At 45.5% G+C, this 19,427-nt stretch carries 15 protein-coding genes, 1 tRNA gene and 1 pseudogene; 14 read left to right on the top strand and 3 right to left on the bottom strand.

Features of this window, described 5'->3' with window-relative positions; genetic code table 11:
• Window positions 1–324: 324 nt before the first annotated feature.
• The gene (locus tag AAG834_RS11855) at window positions 325–1,317 is read right to left on the bottom strand and encodes a L,D-transpeptidase (RefSeq protein WP_342032238.1); all 993 of its coding nucleotides are present in this window, start codon (window positions 1,315–1,317) and stop codon (window positions 325–327) included.
• 164 nt (window positions 1,318–1,481) lie between these two features.
• Here AAG834_RS11855 and rlmD point away from each other — a divergent pair, with 164 nt between their 5' ends.
• The 10 genes from rlmD to cysS all read left to right on the top strand — a co-directional run bounded on the left by rlmD (window position 1,482) and on the right by cysS (window position 11,646).
• Complete coding sequence (rlmD, locus tag AAG834_RS11850) at window positions 1,482–2,813, top strand: 23S rRNA (uracil(1939)-C(5))-methyltransferase RlmD (RefSeq protein WP_342032237.1); 1,332 nt, start codon at window positions 1,482–1,484, stop codon at window positions 2,811–2,813.
• A 157-nt stretch (window positions 2,814–2,970) separates the two neighbouring features.
• Complete coding sequence (locus tag AAG834_RS11845) at window positions 2,971–4,425, top strand: 23S rRNA methyltransferase (RefSeq protein WP_070514350.1); 1,455 nt, start codon at window positions 2,971–2,973, stop codon at window positions 4,423–4,425.
• Window positions 4,426–4,445: 20 nt separating this feature from the next.
• Window positions 4,446–5,546: a response regulator gene (locus AAG834_RS11840; protein ID WP_342032239.1), complete on the top strand. Its 1,101-nt coding sequence runs from the start codon at window positions 4,446–4,448 to the stop codon at window positions 5,544–5,546.
• 12 nt (window positions 5,547–5,558) lie between these two features.
• Window positions 5,559–6,095: a GTP-binding protein gene (locus tag AAG834_RS11835; protein WP_003760398.1), complete on the top strand. Its 537-nt coding sequence runs from the start codon at window positions 5,559–5,561 to the stop codon at window positions 6,093–6,095.
• Window position 6,096: 1 nt separating this feature from the next.
• Complete coding sequence (locus AAG834_RS11830; RefSeq protein WP_009313121.1) at window positions 6,097–6,750, top strand: hypothetical protein; 654 nt, start codon at window positions 6,097–6,099, stop codon at window positions 6,748–6,750.
• Window positions 6,751–6,780: 30 nt separating this feature from the next.
• Window positions 6,781–7,140, top strand: coding sequence for a roadblock/LC7 domain-containing protein (locus AAG834_RS11825; RefSeq protein ID WP_003760395.1), 360 nt, complete (start codon window positions 6,781–6,783; stop codon window positions 7,138–7,140).
• Window positions 7,141–7,225: 85 nt separating this feature from the next.
• A tRNA-Asn gene (locus tag AAG834_RS11820) sits at window positions 7,226–7,301 on the top strand.
• Between the two features lie 481 nt (window positions 7,302–7,782).
• On the top strand, window positions 7,783–8,481 hold the full coding sequence (locus AAG834_RS11815) for a thiol:disulfide interchange protein DsbA/DsbL (RefSeq protein WP_342032236.1): 699 nt from the start codon (window positions 7,783–7,785) through the stop codon (window positions 8,479–8,481).
• Between the two features lie 193 nt (window positions 8,482–8,674).
• On the top strand, window positions 8,675–9,829 hold the full coding sequence (gene obgE / locus AAG834_RS11810; RefSeq protein WP_342032235.1) for a GTPase ObgE: 1,155 nt from the start codon (window positions 8,675–8,677) through the stop codon (window positions 9,827–9,829).
• Between the two features lie 395 nt (window positions 9,830–10,224).
• Window positions 10,225–11,646: a cysteine--tRNA ligase gene (cysS, locus tag AAG834_RS11805; RefSeq protein ID WP_342032234.1), complete on the top strand. Its 1,422-nt coding sequence runs from the start codon at window positions 10,225–10,227 to the stop codon at window positions 11,644–11,646.
• 82 nt (window positions 11,647–11,728) lie between these two features.
• Here the strand turns inward: cysS and AAG834_RS11800 are convergent, their stop codons facing one another.
• Window positions 11,729–12,250 carry a DapH/DapD/GlmU-related protein gene (locus AAG834_RS11800; protein ID WP_049230060.1) on the bottom strand — a complete coding sequence of 174 codons (522 nt, stop codon included), beginning with the start codon at window positions 12,248–12,250 and terminating at the stop codon, window positions 11,729–11,731.
• Window positions 12,251–12,702: 452 nt separating this feature from the next.
• Here AAG834_RS11800 and rpmE point away from each other — a divergent pair, with 452 nt between their 5' ends.
• The 3 genes and pseudogenes from rpmE to AAG834_RS11790 all read left to right on the top strand — a co-directional run bounded on the left by rpmE (window position 12,703) and on the right by AAG834_RS11790 (window position 16,468).
• Window positions 12,703–12,918 carry a 50S ribosomal protein L31 gene (gene rpmE / locus AAG834_RS11795; protein WP_016686438.1) on the top strand — a complete coding sequence of 72 codons (216 nt, stop codon included), beginning with the start codon at window positions 12,703–12,705 and terminating at the stop codon, window positions 12,916–12,918.
• Window positions 12,919–13,059: 141 nt separating this feature from the next.
• Window positions 13,060–13,185: pseudogene (locus tag AAG834_RS13875) on the top strand (IS5/IS1182 family transposase); the annotation flags it as partial.
• Between the two features lie 235 nt (window positions 13,186–13,420).
• Complete coding sequence (locus AAG834_RS11790) at window positions 13,421–16,468, top strand: YadA-like family protein (protein WP_342032233.1); 3,048 nt, start codon at window positions 13,421–13,423, stop codon at window positions 16,466–16,468.
• A 295-nt stretch (window positions 16,469–16,763) separates the two neighbouring features.
• Here AAG834_RS11790 and ffh read toward each other — a convergent pair whose 3' ends face one another.
• Window positions 16,764–18,134: a signal recognition particle protein gene (gene ffh / locus AAG834_RS11780; RefSeq protein ID WP_003780112.1), complete on the bottom strand. Its 1,371-nt coding sequence runs from the start codon at window positions 18,132–18,134 to the stop codon at window positions 16,764–16,766.
• Window positions 18,135–18,250: 116 nt separating this feature from the next.
• On the opposite strand from ffh, the gene AAG834_RS11775 reads away from it, so the two are divergent.
• Window positions 18,251–19,057 (top strand): cytochrome C assembly family protein, encoded by an 807-nt coding sequence (locus tag AAG834_RS11775; RefSeq protein ID WP_342032232.1) that lies wholly within the window; start codon window positions 18,251–18,253, stop codon window positions 19,055–19,057.
• Window positions 19,058–19,427: the final 370 nt, after the last annotated feature.

The following is a 19,427-nucleotide window of genomic DNA, read 5'->3' as shown; positions in this document are numbered from 1 at the left end:
AGTGGCCCGGATGCCTGATTATCGGGTATCCGGGGAGGATTAAGGGGATATTTGGGTAAAATTAGGAGTGATTTGGGGGTGCGGAAATAGACGAAAACCTGTGTTTGGGTTTCGGCTGTCGGGGGAAAAGGAATTTTGCAAAGGTCTCAAGCAGTTGGTATTTAGTTTGGTAAAGCGGTTATTGGAAAAAAGGGAGCGCGGGCGGTTTGATTGTAAGGATGTGAACGATATTGGATGAAAAAGGTTGTCTGAAATTTGTCGGCTCCTATATTGTTAGGGAGCTGAATTTCAGACGACCTTTGCATTCGGAAAATTCCTTTGCTTTTAGAACAACACTCCTGTCGGCTCGCTGCCTTCGGGGATGTCATATTTCGGATAGCTCGGCGTGCTGGCGGGGGCGTTGTACAGTTTTGCCGGATTTGCTTCAGGACGAACGCTTTGGTTTGGTGCGGAAGCGGGTGTATCGTCAGCTTCGACTTCGATTTCAGTACCTTTAGGCAGAACCACATCTTTGACCGGAGCAGGCTTAGGCGCAATTTTAAGTTTGCTGAAAGCGCTGGAGCCGCTCGTCCAGGCGAGTGATTTCAACGGGGTTTTGAGTTTGACGCCTTTGGCACAGGTCAGACAGTTGGCAGCACCGGTGCGGTTTTTTAAAATAGCGTCTACTTTAGCTGGATTAATGGTTTTACCGTGTGCTTTTGCCCAAGCGGCAATACTTTTCTTCAAGACGGCAGTATCCAGATTTTTTTTGCCGTATGGGTCGTGGTATGCGGCTAGCCAAAGGTTTTGGTTGGCATCTTCGTTGAGGCTGGCCATTTGGTAGATGACGGAGGCGGGAGCGCCGGAGGCGATTGTTTTGGCAAATTCCAGTGCATCCGGAGACTTCATACGGACGCAGCCGTGACTGCGGACGCCCGGTACGCTAGCTGGGGCATTAGTGCCGTGAATGCCTAAACCGAGTTTGGGATCGCCGAGACGGACAAAAACGGGACCGAGCGGATTGTTAGGGCCTGCTGGTACGCTTTTGACGCCGTCGCCACGTTCTTTTTGGATGGATTTAGGGATGTGCCAAGTCGGATTGAAGGCTTTGGCGCCGATTTTGTGTTCGCCCAATGTGGTTTGGGTCATGGCCTTGCCGACGGCGACAGGATAGATTTTGGTCAGTTTGCCGTCTGTATATAAGAATAAGCGTTGTTGCGGAATATTGATGACGACGTGCTGACCTTCGGAAACGGGAGAAACGTCCGGGATGGGTGTGTTGGCTGAGGCGGCGGTAACGAAAAAGGCAGCGGTCAGACCGAAAATGGTTTTTTTCATGTGTCGTAATACTTGTAATAAATGAAAAGAAGATTTTGGGAAATCATACCTGAATCTGTATTTTTTTGTGCGAAAATATGCCCTTTCGGTTGCTTGCCGATTTGAGCGGCAGGTATGGATTGGGGTCGTCTGAAAAGATAAACCGGGTGTCGAGTGGATAAGTGATGGCTGATACGAAATGTTTTGACGGCGTGGCTGATGTTTTTTCTTTGGATTATGAGGGGCGCGGCGTTGCCAGAGTACATGGCAAAACAGTCTTTATTAAAGGTGCGCTGCCTACTGAGAAAGTGTCGTTTCGGGTGCTGAGGGAGAAGAAACAGTTCAGCGAAGCAGAGACAGTAGAAGTATTAAAAGAGTCGGTTGAACGAGTCCGGCCTGCGTGTGGTTATTATGAGACATGTGGCGGCTGCTCGTTGCAACATGTGTCTCCAACCGCTCAAGTTGCATTGAAGCAACGTATTTTGGAAGAACAGCTTGAGCGTATCGGCAGAGTCATGCCGGAGCAGATTTTGCCACCTATTTATGGTTCGGCTTGGCATTATCGGGATAGGGCGCGGTTGAGTGTCTCAGTCGATAAGAAGGGTCGTCTGAAAATGGGTTTTCAGGCGAAAAAAACCAATGAAGTAGTCGATATTGAGGTATGTCATGTGTTGCCGCAGCATATTTCAGATGTCCTGCCTGTGGTGAAATTATTGTTGCAAACGCTGTCTGATGGCGGGGCGGCAGTCCGATTTGTAGAATTTTTTAATAGCCGTGAATTGGTTGTTTTGAACATTTGTTTCATAAAAAAACCGTCTAGCTACTCTTTGAAGCAAATTGAGACATGGTTTGATAAGATATCAGGTGGGGTAAAGCAAGTTTGGCAGGTCTGGTTTCAATATGGGGGCGAGCCGTCAACTGCACTGTACCCTAAGAATTTGCCTGAATTGAAGTACAGTTTGCCTGAATTTTCTGTGGAAATGCCTTATCAGCCAGGTGATTTTACGCAGATTAATGCGGAATTGAATGCTGTAATGATCAGTAGAGCTTTGCGCCTATTGGATATACAGCCCAATGACAGGGTGGCGGATTTGTTTTGTGGTCTCGGCAATTTCAGCCTGCCTATGGCAAAGAGTGGTGCATCAGTAATAGGTATTGAAGGTCTGGATTCGCTTGTTTTACGTGCAAAACAAAACGCTCTTCGAAACAGTTGTGTAAAATATGTGTCGTTTAAGACGGCAGACTTGTTCGATACGGATGAAAAAACAGTAGCCTCATGGGGTGTGTTCGACAAAATATTACTCGATCCTCCAAGGAGTGGTGCTTATGCTGTTGTCAAATCGCTACACGCTCCATATCTGCCGAAAAGAATCGTATATGTTTCATGTAACCCTTCAACTTTTGCGCGCGACGCGGAAGTCTTGGTAAATAAGGGGTACAACTTCAAATCCTCCGGCGTAATGAATATGTTTGCACAGACTTCACACGTCGAATCCATCGGCGTGTTTGAGTTGTAAATCCGATAGTGGGAGTGTCTGACAAATGGTTTTTAATGTAATTATTGGTTGAATCATGTTATCATAATTCAATTGGGGAATAGATGATTCGGCTGTTTCCATAAATGCCGAACATCGAATATATGTAGTTTTATTTGCTGCACCACAGTATCGGGAGGTGTTCTTGAATTATCTTTTAATCATATTGCTAGTGCTTTTGTTTATGGTGCTACTGTTTATTTTTTATAAACAGAACGGCACAGCTAAAACTAAAAAGACGACAAAAGCAGCTAAAGCATCATCCAAAAAAAACCATCACCCAAATCAAGAAAGTATTGAAGGGGGAAGTCCGGATTGGGTTGATCAAATCAATCAATCCGTTTCCGATCCGGATCAACAAGATTGGGAATGGGGAGGCAGTAGTTCTGCCGGTTCAACTACGTCGGTATCTGCGCAAGAAGTCGATCCGCTGACGGAATATCAAGTATATAAGCAATTCGGTTATGAGAGTAAAGCTGCCGAATCCTTGGCAGGTTATTTGAATGGCCTGAGCGACGGTGCGCCTGAAAAATTAGTGCATGAGCTTGTCGGGCTGAGTCTGCGGGTTGGCAATATCGATATGTTGACAGATGCCTTGGAGCGTCATGGCTCTGTCTTGTCTGAAGAAAGTTTGGCTGAGTACGTTAAAGCAGGCTTGATGTCCGATCAAACACATTTGCCATTACGTGTATTGGCAGAAGGACGTTTGGGCTGGAGTATGCAGGAGATCGAGCGTCAAATTGGAGAACAACCTGATTTGGAAGAGACATCCGCATCCGCGCCTGCTACAGCTAATGATAATACTGGTGCCCATCATGCTCCTGGCGTTTCTAAACGTTCTTCTATCGTATTAGGCAAGAAAGAGTTTACGGATATTACGCCAGAAGAGATGGGTGCTGTTATCGGGTTCGTTAAACCTGAACAAAGTGCCAAAATCTTGAAAGACAAAGTAGGTTATGAAACTGCTGTTCAACAATATAACCGTGCCATTCAAAGTTCTTCCAAGCCTGCAAGCCTTATCATTGATGCATTAAAACTTGACTATCAACATGAAGAAATTAGTCAGTTTGCTAAACACTTGTGGAAGCTGTACCACTCATTGGGTCAGTATGGCCGCCAAGTGAAAGAACGCATGCTAGGTTGGGGGTATAGCCTTGGTTATCATGAAGTATTTGATGATTTGGAGAAAGGACCTAACGAAAATAAAATCAGAGAAATTGGTTTGGAAAGGGGTTATATCCAACCTACTTCTCTACAAATGAAAGCTAAATATCGCGAACTGGTACAAAAGGATTCTTCTATTATTAGTGTCAATGCCTCTCCTGCGGATGAAGCATTGAAAGAAGTGGAATCTTTGCTGATGTACGGTCAGTTGGATTTGGCCATAGGTACTTTGGAACAAGCTGTTTTACAGTACCCGCAAGAATCTCAATTGTATGTGATGCTGTTCGATCTTTACGAAAGAGTAGAGGATTGGGCGCGTCTGGAACAATTCTTGCGCTTATTGCGTGAACGCGTTGTCAGCCTTCCGGAAGAAGTGGTATTGGCAATGAGCCGTTTGCTGCAACATGTAAATCAACATTCAAAAAAATAAAATAATTAGAGAGTACCATGATGGATAATCTGTTACCTAAAATCAAAACCATACGGATTATGCTGCGCGATATGAGCGAGCAGCAAGAAGCCGTTTTCCGTATGGCCTTTAAAATGCACAATACGACGAACTATCAGATTCTTGACTCAGATTCAGATGAAATACCAGATTTAGTATTGGTAGATACTGATACTGCTGAGGGCATTGAAACTTGGAAAACGCTCAAAATCAAATATCCTGATATTCCTGTTGCGATGTTTTGTTCGCAAGAGCCATCTGTTACAACGCCGTATTTGGCTAAGCCGGTTAAATTCGATACCTTATTCCCGATTTTGAGAAGTTTGGCGCAGGGGGGGAATATTTTTGATGCTTCGGCTCAAAAGGCGGGAGTACAAGAAGGAACGCAAAACGGTAACGAAAGTAGAAAGGCTACTATTCGTCGCTTTAATCCGAATAAAGGATTACTTGGTGCTTTGAAGTTTGCCAGTCAAGGCCATCAGGATATTGCCGTTTTACATGAGGGCAAACCGGTATTAATTGTTTTCCCAAGTATTCAAAGGGTATTGCTGACAGTCAACGCCCATGAGTTAGAAGGGCTTTGTAAAAATGACAATTTATCTGTTGTATGCAAAGTCGTGCCGGATAATCCTCAGTGGAAAGAAAAAGCCAAAGTAACGATTATGTCTTGTTTGTGGCAGATGGCAATTTGGACTGCTCAGGGAAGATTGATTTATCCGATGACTCCCCAAACGATTTTCACTTTAAAGCGTTGGCCTAATTTGACCAGGCTTGCTCCGGTTCCAGAGTCTATGAGGTTATCTGCGTTTTTAACTAAAACATCAGTCAACTTAAATATCCTCTATAAAGTTATGCCTTTGGAAATGCCGGATATCTTGAATTATTTGGCGGCAACTTCTGTAACAGGCTTTTTGGCAACCGATAGCGAATATGCTCCGAATCAAGCTAATCAGCATGCCAATATTTCTGAACATGTTAGTGTTAATAGTGATGTGCCTGATAGTCAGATGGTTAAGGATGCAGAAAAAGTGGCAGGTCCTTCGCAAGAGCAGCCACGCGGTTTGTTACAGCGCTTAATGCGTAAATTATTGGGAAAACGATAAAAAGGACATGTAATGAAAGAAAATAAAATTATCTTTACCGGTCCGGTTGGAGTAGGTAAAACAACAGCAATTTCTGCGTTATCAGATGAGCCGCCTGTACAGACAGATGCATCTGCATCAGATATGACGCTGGTTCGTAAGGGGTATACGACCGTAGCAATGGATTATGGTGTGATCCATTTGGATGAAGAAGTCAAAGTTCATTTATATGGTACACCGGGGCAAGAACGTTTTAACTTTATGTGGGAAATTCTAAGCCAGGGTAGTATGGGATTGGTATTGCTTTTGGATAATACACGAACAAACCCATTGAAGGATTTGCAATTCTTCTTGGAAGCATTCCGAGAATTATTGAAAACAGCGCCATTAGTAGTAGGCGTTACCAAAATGGATATTCGTTCATTGCCAAGCGTTGATGTATATCAGAAATATTTAGCACAAAATAATTTTAATGTACCGGTTTTTGAGATTGATGCTCGTAGAGAAGATGATGTCAAACAATTGGTTAGCGCAATGTTGTTCTCAATTGATCCGGGTTTAGAGGTATAAAATGGAATCAACACTTTCTTTGCAATCAAATTTATATCCCAGAATTACACCTGCTGGTGCTTATTATGCAGTAACCAGCGATACACCAAGTGCAAGTAGAACATTGCTATATAGCTTATTGCGTGCAAACCCGTCAGAGGTCATTAGTAGTGAAAAAATTCTAGCTTGGGCTGATACCAGTGATATCAATACGGCTTTAAACTTGTTGTACCGTTTGCAACGTTTAGAGTTTTTATATGGTGATGAAAATATTAGTAACGAAGATATTCATTTAACAGATGAGCAGTTACCGGAATTGTTAGAGCAGTTGTCTAATTCAGGTAAAGCTTTGCTGGCTGATGAGAATGGCCTGTATTTCGCCAATGCTAATTTTCATCATGAAGCTGCTGAAGAGTTGGGCCTGTTGGCAAGCGAGGTGGCTAAGATGGAAGATGGTCATCGCCTGCTGATTCGTAACAATTTGCATATCAATAATAGTGCATGGGGGATTTGTGATCCTTCTGGTCAGAGCGAGTTAACATTTTTCCCATTGTACATTGGTGAAACTAAGCTGATTCTAGTTATAGGTGGTATGCCTGACTTAAATAAAGAGGCGTTCGTGACACTGGTTAAAGTGTTGTACCACAGATATGGTAGCCGCCAGCAAACTATATAACTAAAGTTATAATTTTAGAATGGAATAAATATGCAACAATTATTAATCTCCGTGTTGAGTGATTTAAATAATACTTCTCCCGATATTACAGCTTCAGCTGTAATATCGACTGATGGTTTGCCAATTGCTACAATGCTTCCATCACATTTGAATGCGGACAGAGTTGGTGCTATGTCTGCAACATTGTTGGCATTGGGCAATCGTTCAGTGCATGAGCTGGCATGTGGTGAGTTGGATCAAGTGATGGTTAAAGGTAAAACAGGTTATATTCTGTTGAGTCAAGCAGGTGATAATGCAGTATTGGCACTGATGGCGAAGGAAAGCGGTAAGCTGGGTTTGATCTTGCTGGATGCTAAACGTGCTGCTAAACATATTGCAGAAATTTTATAAAACCACATATAAATCATATCATTAATGATAATAGGGGATTAATTCTTGACTTCTTGTTTTTTTAAGATATAATCCCCTTTCTAATTCCCCGATAGCTCAGTCGGTAGAGCGACGGACTGTTAATCCGCAGGTCCCTGGTTCGAGCCCAGGTCGGGGAGCCAAATATCAAAAGCCTGAACATCGAAAATATGTTCAGGCTTTTTTATAAGGTAAATTGTATTGATATTTTCTTTATTCAATTGTTTCGTGGAATTGAATTGTTGTCATAAAAGCGCAAACCTGTTGCATCTTACAAATAGTAGCAATGCATGGACGGATTTTCAGACGACCTTGGATTCGAATTTGAAGTGCAACTTTCCATAACAGAAAAAGGTCAGTATGCGGCAAGTGTTGCACTTCAAATCCGAATCCGCCGATTTCTTCAAACTATTTGCAGTTTGATACTTTTGCTCAAGATTCTCAGTTTAAAAATACTGAAAGTCAGTACCTGCAGACTGTAAATTTGCACTAAATCCCTATTTTTCAAAGGTCGTCTGAAACCATCTTTTCTTCATATGAAACCGTCTTTTTCGCATCAAACCATATATCAAACTGTAAAAATACAATAAAATCCCATGTTAGACTGAAAATCACGGAGTAAACATGAAACTGAAAACCCTTACCCTCGCTGCCGCCCTACTGGCGCTGACCGCCTGCGACAACAAAGCCCAAACCAGCGTCCCTGCCGACAGCGTACCTGCAGCCTCAGCAGCCTCCGCTGCGCCTGTCGCTTTAGTTGAGGGGCTTAACTACACCACTCTCAGCACCCCCATTCCTCAGCAACAAGCAGGCAAAGTCGAAGTCCTCGAATTTTTCGGCTACTTCTGTCCGCACTGCGCCCACCTCGAGCCCGTTTTGAGCAAACACGTCAAAACATTCAAAGACGACACCTACCTTCGTACCGAACACGTCGTCTGGGGCGATGAGATGAAACCGTTGGCGCGCCTTGCTGCCGCCGTCGATATGGCGGTCGCAGACACCAAAGACATTGCAAACAGCCATATCTTTGATGCTATGGTTAATCAGAAAGTCAAACTGCAAGACCATGAAACTCTCAAAAAATGGTTGGCCGAGCAAACCGCTTTTGACGGCAAAAAAGTCCTCGCCGCCTACGAATCCCCCGAAAGCCAAACCCGCGCAGACAAAATGGCAGAGCTGACCAATACCTACAAAATCGACGGCACGCCTACCGTCATTGTCGGTGGTAAATACAAAGTCGAATTTGCCGACTGGGAATCAGGTATGAAAACCATAGACCTGCTTGCAGACAGAGTACGCGAAGAACAAAAAACTGCTAAATAATCCCTAAAAGCAGACAGCCGTCCGAAACCGCGATTTCAGGACGGCTGTTTTCACAAAAAACCTCCGGCAAAAACCAAGCGGGGCAGAGAAACGGGCGCACATCCCCCATATCCCTTATAATATCCCCATTCCCATTTTTCAGACGACCTCCGACACAAAAGGTCGTCTGAAACTCAAAATACAAGAGAACACCATGAAATTTATCGACGAAGCAAAAATCGAAGTCGCCGCAGGCAAAGGCGGTAATGGCGCAACTAGTTTCCGCCGCGAAAAATTCGTACCGCGCGGCGGCCCCGACGGCGGCGACGGCGGCAAAGGCGGCAGCGTCTGGGCAGAAGCCGACGAAAACACTAACACCCTTGTTGAATACCGCTTCGTCAAACGCTACCAAGCCAAAAACGGCGAAAAAGGCCACGGCTCCGACCGCTACGGCGCAGGGGCGGACGACATCGTCCTCAAAATGCCCGTCGGCACCCTTATCCGCGACCTCGACACCGACGAAATCGTCGCCGATCTCACCTACCACGGTCAGCGTGTCTGCCTCGCTAAAGGCGGCAAAGGCGGCTTGGGCAATATCCACTTCAAATCCTCCGTCAACCGCGCCCCCAAACAATCCACGCCCGGCGAAGAAGGCGACACCCGTTCCCTGCAACTCGAACTCAAAGTCCTTGCCGATGTCGGCTTATTAGGCATGCCCAACGCCGGTAAATCCACCCTGATTACCGCCGTATCTGCCGCACGTCCCAAAATTGCCAACTACCCCTTCACTACCTTGCATCCGAACTTAGGCGTCGTACGCATCGACGAAAACCACAGCTTCGTCATGGCCGACATCCCCGGTCTGATCGAAGGTGCTGCAGAAGGCGCAGGCCTCGGCCATCGCTTCCTCAAACACTTATCGCGCACCGGTCTGTTGCTGCACGTCGTCGATTTAGCCCCCTTCGACGAAACCGTCAACCCCGCCGAAGAAGCCCTCGCCATCATCAACGAACTGCGCAAATACGACGAAGAACTTTACGGCAAACCGCGCTGGCTGGTGCTGAACAAACTCGACATGCTCGATGAAGAAGAAGCACAAGAACGCACCGCCTCCTTCCTAGAAGCCATCGGCTGGGATTACCCCAAACCGGACGACCGTTTCCAATTCGATATGGAAACCCCGCGCCTCTTCCAAATCAGCGCACTGACACACCAAGGCACACAGGAATTGGTACACCAAATCAACCAATACCTGACTGAAAAAAAACGCGTCGAAGCCGAGAAAGCAGAAGCGGAGCAGGCAGCAGCAAATACCGAGATTGCCGAGCAACAGCCTAAAACCGATACAGGCGTGTTTAAGCCGGAATAAAAAATTTCAGACGACCTTTAATTTATTAAAGAGGTCGTCTGAAAAATATGAAACAGAACAAACACAGTAATGGCTTCCCACCATAATCTTGGTAGACAGTAATCATCGTTTTTTAATCATTATTAGAACTAAAAGTTACTGAATATCCACAAACTTATTTTAGAATCTATAGTGGATTAACTTTAAATCAGGACAAGGCAACGAAGCCGCAGACAGTACAGATAGTACAGATAGTACAGATAGTACAGATAGTACAGCAAGGCGAGGCAACGCCGTACTGGTTTAAAGTTAATCCACTATAAATAAACTTGATTCCATTGGTAGACGTCGTCTAAGCGGTTTTCAGACGACCTCATATACTCTCATATACTAACGACACCTTTTAGTGAAAACCCATGACCACCATCTACAACACCCTGACCCGTCAAAAAGAACCTTTCATCCCCATCGACCCTAAAAACGTGCGTATGTACGTTTGCGGCATGACCGTTTACGACTACTGCCACTTAGGTCATGCCCGCGTGATGGTTGTGTTCGACATGATTGCCCGTTGGTTGCGCGAGTGTGGCTATCCGCTCACTTATGTGCGCAATATCACCGACATCGACGACAAAATCATCGCCCGCGCGGCTGAAAACGGCGAGACCATCGGCGAACTGACTGCGCGTTTCATCCAAGCCATGCACGAAGATGCCGATGCTTTGGGCGTATTGCGTCCCGATATCGAGCCGAAGGCGACGGAAAACATTCCGCAAATGATTGCCATGATTGAAACCCTGATTCAAAACGGCAAGGCATACCCTGCCGCAAATGGCGACGTTTACTACGCCGTGCGCGAGTTTGCCGCTTACGGCCAATTATCGGGCAAATCGTTGGACGACTTGCGCGCAGGCGAGCGTGTGGAAGTGGACGGTTTCAAACGCGATCCGCTTGATTTTGTGTTGTGGAAAGCCGCCAAAGCAGGCGAACCGGCATGGGAAAGCCCGTGGGGCAATGGTCGTCCGGGTTGGCACATCGAATGCTCTGCCATGAGTGAAAACCTGTTCGGCGACACTTTCGACATTCACGGCGGCGGCGCGGATTTGCAGTTCCCGCACCACGAAAACGAAATCGCCCAAAGTGTCGGCGCGACAGGGCATACCTGCGGCCATGACCACGCGCAAACCCACCACGGGCAAAGTATTGCCAGCCACGTCAAATACTGGCTGCACAACGGTTTCATCCGTGTGGACGGCGAAAAAATGTCCAAATCGTTGGGCAACTTTTTCACCATCCGCGAAGTGTTGAAGCAATATGACCCGGAAGTCGTGCGCTTCTTCATCCTGCGCGCCCACTACCGCAGCCCGCTAAACTACTCCGACGCGCATCTGGACGACGCAAAAGGCGCGCTGACCCGCCTGTACACCGCCTTGAAAAACACCCCTGCCGCCGCGTTCGAATTGTCCGAAAACGCCAACGACTACACCCGCCGCTTCTACGCCGCCATGAACGACGATTTCGGTACGGTCGAAGCCGTTGCCGTGCTGTTCGAACTGGCAGGCGAAGTGAACAAAACCAACGATGCGCACCTCGCCGGCTGCCTGAAAGCCTTGGGCGGTATCATCGGCCTGCTGCAACGCGACCCGACCGAGTTCCTGCAGGGCGGCGCGGTTTCAGACGGCCTCTCCAACGAAGAAATCGAAGATTTAATCGCACAGCGGAAACAGGCGCGCGCGGATAAAAACTGGGCAGAGTCCGACCGCATCCGCGACCTCCTGAACGAACACAAAATCATTCTGGAAGACAACGCCGGCGGCACGACTTGGCGGCGCGGCTAATTTGATTTGATATGAAAAAGGTCGTCTGAAAACATTTTCAGACGACCTTTTTATATCTGGTTGAAAACCGTGATGTGTGTACTCAATCTTCCAATAGGTTCTTCTTGATGACTGCAGGATTCCCCGCGGCGACGCAGTACGGCGGCACATCTTTGGTTACCACAGCCCCTGCGCCGATAACTGCTCCTTTGCCTACCCGTACCCCGCCCATAATAATCGCGCGCCTTCCGATCCACACATCATCCTCAATCACAATCGGATTGACCCCCGTGTAGCCCTCATACTTCAAAGTCTCACGATTAAACTTATGATTATTAGAATAAAACAAACATTCCGGCCCCATCATGACATTATTGCCTATCGTCAAGCCGTAGCAAATTTCGCAATTAACGCCGATGCCCGAGTTATCGCCGATCACCGTATCCGGCATGACGTACGCGCCTTTGTCAATATTGACGTTTCTGCCGATATGCGAAGAAATTCCCGATGCAAGGAAAGCTCTGATTTTTTTAGAAGGCGGTCCTATAACCCTCATATAAGACTGGGGCAACATTCCGCCCAGTCCGCGTAGCAGCCAAGAACAGGTTTTTGTTTTAATACTCATTATCCAACTTTCCATTTTAAGGGCAGGTTTGCATGAGACCCGACCTGCAAGATGAAGTTTATGAAAAATAGTAAATTTCGGTATGTTTATAATCTAAACAACAATAATAAAAAGTATAATGTCATTTGTAAATTATTCGCTAGAATGGTAGAAGCTTGGCGAGTACAAGGTCACTGCTTCAAGCCAATCCACCATCTTAAATCTGCAGCTTAATAGTTGGAGGCGTTAAAAGAAACCTTATTTACAACAAATATTGCTCAGGCGGATACCTGCTGACCATAACGTTTTCTCAGCAAATTCGCATATCGTGCCGATAAATAACGATTTTTCCAGAACCGTATCCGGCGTAGAGGTAATATCTTCTTGACAAACAAACAAAAATTATCAATAATCGCCAGCTTGTTTGAAGCATAGGTACATCCCCTATGCCCGCTTAATCGAAAGGAAACAACATGAAACAAGATATCCATCCTAATTACCACGAAATCAATGTTACCTGCTCTTGCGGTAACAAATTCGTCACCAAATCCGCTCTGGAAAAAGACAGCTTCAACATCGAGGTTTGCTCTTTGTGCCATCCGTTCTACACCGGTACTCAAAAAATCGTCGATACTACCGGTCGCGTGGATAAATTCAACAACAAATTCGGCAACCTGTTCAAACGCTAATCGCCGCTTTGTGACAAAAAAGACTGCTTTATGCAGTCTTTTTTGTTTTTGTGCTCTAAAAAATCAGTGAATTTGGAACTCAATTGCAGAATGCTTAGTGGAATATAACGGTTTATACGCGACATACTTTCATCATTCGAGATAAGTAAGATTATTTATAGTGGATTAAATTTACATCAGGATAAGACGACGAAGCCGCAGACAGTACAGATAGTACGGCAAGGCGAGGCAACGCCGTACTGGTTTAAATTTAATCCACTATACATGACTTTTTGTGCTTCTTGCATCTTATGCAGATGATGTATATATACAACATATTTTCATGATATTTGAAAAATCTATGCAGAATACTTGCATTTAAATTTCATTTTTTTACAATTGTGGGTGCAACTTTCTTCAAGTTACTATCACCGTTAAGACCATGCGGTGTCCCTTTTTCAGTTTACGGGGAAAAGAGAAACTTGAATAACGTCCTTACACCCACCACAAAAAGGTAAAAAACATGAAAAAATTTAACGTAAAAGCATTGAGTCTGGCTGTTGCGGCAGCCGTAGTGAGCGGCACTGCGAGCGCAGAAGAAGTAAATCTTGTAGAAAAAGTTCGTCAAGATTTACAAGGTGTTGCGGCATTTCAATCCGTTTTCGGCGAAGGTACAACATATAACAAAGATACGGAGAAACTGACCTTTAAAAATGGCAGCGAAGCCCTGCTGTTGAAAACTATGGAATTAGAGCAGGCAGTTAACGGCTTTGCATCTGGCAAAGATTTCATTGCCACAAATGAAGATGGCAGCAAAACCATCCGCAAAGCCACTAATGAAGATATCGAAGCCGACAGCCTGAAAGGTGTAGGCTTGGCAGGTGGCCTTACCGCGGTTAACACACGAGTGGATAATTTAGCAAAAGACATAGACGATGCTTTAGATGATCAAGACGAAACCATCGAAGAACTGAAAACTGCCATTACCACCAATGGTACTCGTATTGCCGAAGTTGCCACAGGTGTGAACGATCTGAATAAGTCAGTTACAGAAATGGGTAAAGACATTTCCACCAAATTTAATGAGGTGGACAGTGAAATTTCCAAAGCTTCATCCGAGCTTTCCGAATCCATTGACAAAGTAAACGAAGACGTAACCGCAGTAAACACCCGTGTGGACAGCCTGGCGCAAGACGCAGCGGATGCCAAAGCCACTGCCAAGGCTGCTGAAGATAAAGTAACCGAGCTTTCCGCCAACGTTGACGGCAAAGTGAAAGAAGCTAAAGACGCTGCTAAAGCCGCTGAAGATAAAGTCACTGAACTTTCTGCCAATATTGACAGCAAAGTAAAAGAAGCCAAAGATGCCGCCGCTAATGCAGTGGATGCCGCTTCTAAAATTGATGCAGTTGCCGATAAAGCCGACAAGGCAAGCAAAGGCGTGGCAGGTCTGACCGAAGCTTTGGAAAAAGTTGCAGAACAATCAGCACTTGCAGCAGCTGAGAATGCTCAAGCACTCAACGGCTTTAAAGAAAATGATGAAATCGTTGTTACCGATGATGACGGTATTAAATCAGTCAAAAAAGCTACCAAAGAAGACGTTGAGAAGGACGAATTTGGCGGACTGGGCTTGAAAGAAGTTGCAGCAAAACATGACCAAAGTCTTGCTGATTTGACTGCTGAAACTGAACGAGCCAAAAAAGCCGCTGAACAAGCCGCGCTTGCAGCAATCGAAAATGCTCAAGAACTCAATGGTTTCAAAGTTGGTGATGAAATCGTTGTGACTGGTGACGATGATTCCAAATCTACTAAAGAAGCTACACAAGCAGATGTTGATGCTGACGGCTTTGGCGGACTGGGTCTGAAAGAAGTTGTTGCTGAACACGATAAAGCATTGGGCGAATTGACCGAAACTGTCAACGACAACAGCGAAGCATTGGTAAAAACTGCAGAAGTTGTTAATGCCATCAGCGCGGATGTAAATGCTAATAAAGCGGCAATCGAAACCAAAGCAGATAAAGCTGACTTCGAGGAATTGGCAAAATACACTGACAATATGGGCAAAAAAGTTAACGACATCGGTGATGAAGTGACTGCCCTGAGCGATGCAACCAGCGCAGCTATTACTCGCCACGATAAAGAAATCGTTGATTTGGCGCAAGCAGGTCTGAAAGCAACTGAGGCTTTGGACGCCAACCGTAAAGATATTGATGCCAATAAACAAGGCATCGTTGACTTGGCGAAGGGCTTGGGGCTTGCGGCAGAAGCTGTAGAAGACAATCGTAAAGAAATTGATGCCAATAAAGCGGCAATTGCTGCCAATAAAGCGGCAATTGCTGAAAATACTGCTTCTCTGAAAGAACAAGAGGAAGCTAACGAAGGCTTCAACAATGCAATCTCCAGCCTTGATGAAGATATCAGTACTTTGAAAAAAGTAAGTTTGGCTGCAGCTGATGCTTTAGAGGTTAACCGTCAAGACATTGATGCCAATAAAGCAGCAATCGAAACTAAAGCCGATAAAGCTGATTTCGAAGAATTGGCAAAATACACTGACAATATGGGCAAAAAAGTTAACGACATCGGTGATGAAGTAACTGCCCTGAGCGATGCAACTAGCGCAGCCATCGCTCGTCACGATAAAGACATCGTTGACTTGGCGCAAGCAGGTCTGAAAGCAACTGAGGCTTTGGAAGCCAACCGTAAAGACATTGATGCCAATAAAAAAGACATTGGTGATCTTGCATTAGCAGGTAAAGCTGCAATGGACGCTTTAGAAGTTAACCGTCAAGACATTGATGCTAATAAAGCGGCGATTGCTGAAAATACTGCTGCTCTTGAAGAGCAAGAGAAAGCTAACGAAGGTTTCAACAATGCTATTACCAGCTTGGATAAAGACATCGGTGATCTTGCCTTGGCAGGTAAAGCTGCAATGGAAGCTTTAGAAGTTAACCGCCAAGATATTGATGCCAACAAAGCAGCAATTGACAAAAAAGCTGATAAAGCTGATATCGAGACTGCTAAAAAAGCAGCTGTTGAAGCTGAAAAATCAGCTAAGTCTGTACAAGGTTCTGTTGAAGTTGCCCAAAAATCTGCTGAAACTGCTGAAAGCCATGCTAAAGACGCACAAGCATCCGCTGTTACTGCCAATAATGTAGCAAGTGCGGCGCAAACTGCTGCTGCTCAAGCTCAAGATGCAGTTAAAGCTAATGCCACACAAGTTGCAACTAACAAAGCCGATATTGCGACACTGCAAACAGCAAGCAACCAACACGCTGCAGGCATTGCTAAAAACTCAGCACGTATCGACAGCTTGGACAAAAACGTAGCTAATCTGCGCAAAGAGACCCGCCAAGGTCTGGCTGCACAAGCAGCCCTCAGCGGTCTGTTCCAACCTTACAGCGTTGGTAAATTCAACGTTACCGCTGCTTTAGGTGGTTTCAAATCTGACACTGCAGTTGCAGTGGGTGCAGGCTACCGCTTCAATGAAAACTTTGCAGCTAAAGCCGGTCTTGCAGTGGGTACCTCTTCAGGTGGCTCTGCATCTTACAACGTAGGTGTGAACTACGAATGGTAATACCGGTTTAGTGTTAAATAGGTATCAAACCCGCAGCTATGCTGCGGGTTTTTTGTTTTGTCAGGCGGGTTTGCTCAACTGGACATGAATCTCGAATAAAAGACTTAATTCCCGATGTCTATATAGTGGATTAAATTTAAATCAGGACAAGGCGACGAAGCCGCAGGCAGTACAAATAGTACGGCAAGGCGAGGCAACACCGTACTGGTTTAAATTTAATCTAATATACATAAAGAGAGGTCGTCTGAAAACGCAAATTTGGTTTTCAGACGACCCCTCTTAGTTTTCCTGTTGATTACATTCCGGGGAACATTCCTTTCATACCCTTCATGCCTTTTGCCATACGCATCAGTTTGCCCAGTCCTTTCCCGCTGAACATTTTCATCACTTGCTGCGATTGTTCAAACTGTTTGAGCATTTTGTTGACTTCTTCCACGCTGGTGCCGGCACCTGCGGCAATGCGGCGTTTGCGGCTGGCTTTGAGCAGGGTTGGGTTGGCACGTTCTTTGGGCGTCATGGAGTTGATGATGGCTTCGACTTTACCCATGGCTTTTTCTGCCGTGCCTTCGGGAATTTGTTTGGAAATCTGACCCAGTTCGCCCGGCATTTTTGACATCAGGCTTTCCAGCCCGCCCATATTACGCATTTGCTGGATTTGTTCTTTAAAGTCATTGAGGTCGAAGCCTTTGCCCTTTTGCAGCTTTTTCGCCATTTTAGCGGCGGCTTCTTCGTCTATGCCTTTTTGGACATCTTCAATCAGGCTCAACACGTCGCCCATGCCGAGAATGCGGCTGGCGATACGGTCTGGGTAAAAGGGTTCGAGTCCTGTGATTTTTTCACCGATACCGATAAATTTGATGGGTTTTCCGGTAACGTGGCGCACAGACAATGCTGCGCCGCCGCGTGAATCGCCGTCCATTTTGGTCAGGATGACGCCGGTCAGCGGCAAGGCTTCGTTAAATGCTTGTGCAGTGTTTACAGCGTCTTGACCCAACATGGCATCGACGACGAATAAGGTTTCTACGGGATTGACGGCTGCGTGCAGCGCTTTGATTTCATTCATCATCTCTTCGTCAATCGCCAAGCGTCCGGCGGTATCGACCATCAAGACGTCGTAAAAGTGTTTTTTTGCATAATCAATCGCAGCAGTAGCAATTTCGACAGGTTTCTGATTGGAGTCGGAAGGGAAGAAGTCAATGCCGACTTGCTCAGCCAAAAGGCGCAACTGTTCAATAGCGGCAGGGCGGTACACGTCGGCTGAAACGACCAAGACTTTTTTCTTCTGTTCGTTTTTCAGCAGACGGGCGAGTTTGCCGACGGTGGTGGTTTTCCCCGCACCTTGCAGACCTGCCATTAAAACGACAGCAGGCGGTACGGCTGCTAAGTCCAAAGAGGAATTTTCCTTACCCATCAATTCGATCAGGGCTTGGTTGACGACACCGATAAAGGCTTGGTCGGGCGTCAGGCTGCCGGCAACCTCCTGTCCAAGCGCTTTTTCTTTGACGTTGTTGACAAATTCTTTTACGACGGGCAGGGCAACGTCCGCTTCGAGCAGGGCAAGGCGGACTTCCCGCAGCGCCTCTTTGATGTTGTCTTCTGTCAGTTTTGCTTGACCGCGGATATTTTTGAAAACTTTACTAAAGCGGTTGGTTAAGTTGTCTAACATGCTTGTCCTTGGTAATGATAATAGCTGCCCTGTTCGGGGCATTCTTTGCTAAAATAAAATTGAGATTATTTTACACTATCGCGTGCGGTTATGTATGCGCGCCAAGAAAGTTTGTTATGCCGACTATCCTGATTTGCCTGATACTGGTGTATGCCGGATTGGGTATATTCGTTTGGTTCAACCACAAGACCCGAGAGATTAAAGATTATCCCCTAAAAGCCGAATTAGCTGTTTTGGGTGCTGCGCTGACCATGCACGGTGCCGTATTGCTTATGCCTGTCATTCAAGACAAGATTTTGATCATGGGCTTTGGGTATTCCATCAGTTTGATTGTGTGGTTGATGCTGCTGGTGTATTTCGTTGGTAGTTTTTTCTATCGTCTGCGCGGATTACAGCTGCTTTTGTATCCGTGTGCAGCGTTTACCTTATTATTGGGCGCACTGTTCCCTGGGAAATATGTCGGTTACCAAATCAATGATTTGCCGTTTATGTCGCACATTGGTACATCGTTGCTGGCATACGGTTTATTCGGTATTGTGACCTTGTTTGCCGTTTTGATTTTGCTGCTCAACCGTAACCTGCATAGGCGACGTGTTTCCAGTTTGTCCGGTTTTCTGCCGTCTTTACTGAGTTTGGAAAAGCTCATGTTCCAGGGGATGTGGGTAGGTTTTATCTTGTTAACCTATTCGGTTGTCAGCGGGACATTTTTTGCAGAGGCTGTATTCGGAAAACCCGTTACATTTACCCATAAAACCGTATTCGGCATTCTCTCATGGATAATTTACGGTGCGTTGCTGCTTAAGCACAGTATGACGGCATGGCGAGGTAAAAAAGCAGCCGTTTGGACAATTATTGGATTTGTCAGTCTCATGTTTGCTTATGTAGGTAGTAAGTTTGTATTGGAAATCTTACTGAAGCGTTAAATTGACAATTATTTGTTTGGGACTGTGTTTGGATTAGCAAAGGTCGTCTGAAAGAGATTTCAGACGACCTTTGTTGTTATGGGTGTTGAGAGTTGAGTTTCTGTTTGTAGTTGTGAGAATTGGATGGTTTTGTACTGTTTGGGTTTGGATTGATGGTGTTTTGAAAGTTCTGAAATAGTATCTGAAATAAAATCTATTGAATTTCAGATTGTTGGTGTGTTTTGCGGAATTTTTTATTGTTTGGGAGTTGACGGTTTTTGCGGGTGGGGGTATAGTTCGGTTCTTCGCTGCTTCGGCGGTGGTTGAACGAACAGGTAAGTATATCACAGTTGGTCTGATTTTTCGAGGTTTTAAGAAAAGTTTTGATTGA

This window comes from Neisseria sp. Marseille-Q2251 (genome assembly GCF_940793045.1).
Lineage (GTDB): Bacteria > Pseudomonadota > Gammaproteobacteria > Burkholderiales > Neisseriaceae > Neisseria.
Note: the sequence above shows the minus strand (reverse complement) of the source record. Positions and strands in the feature narration are given on the sequence as shown.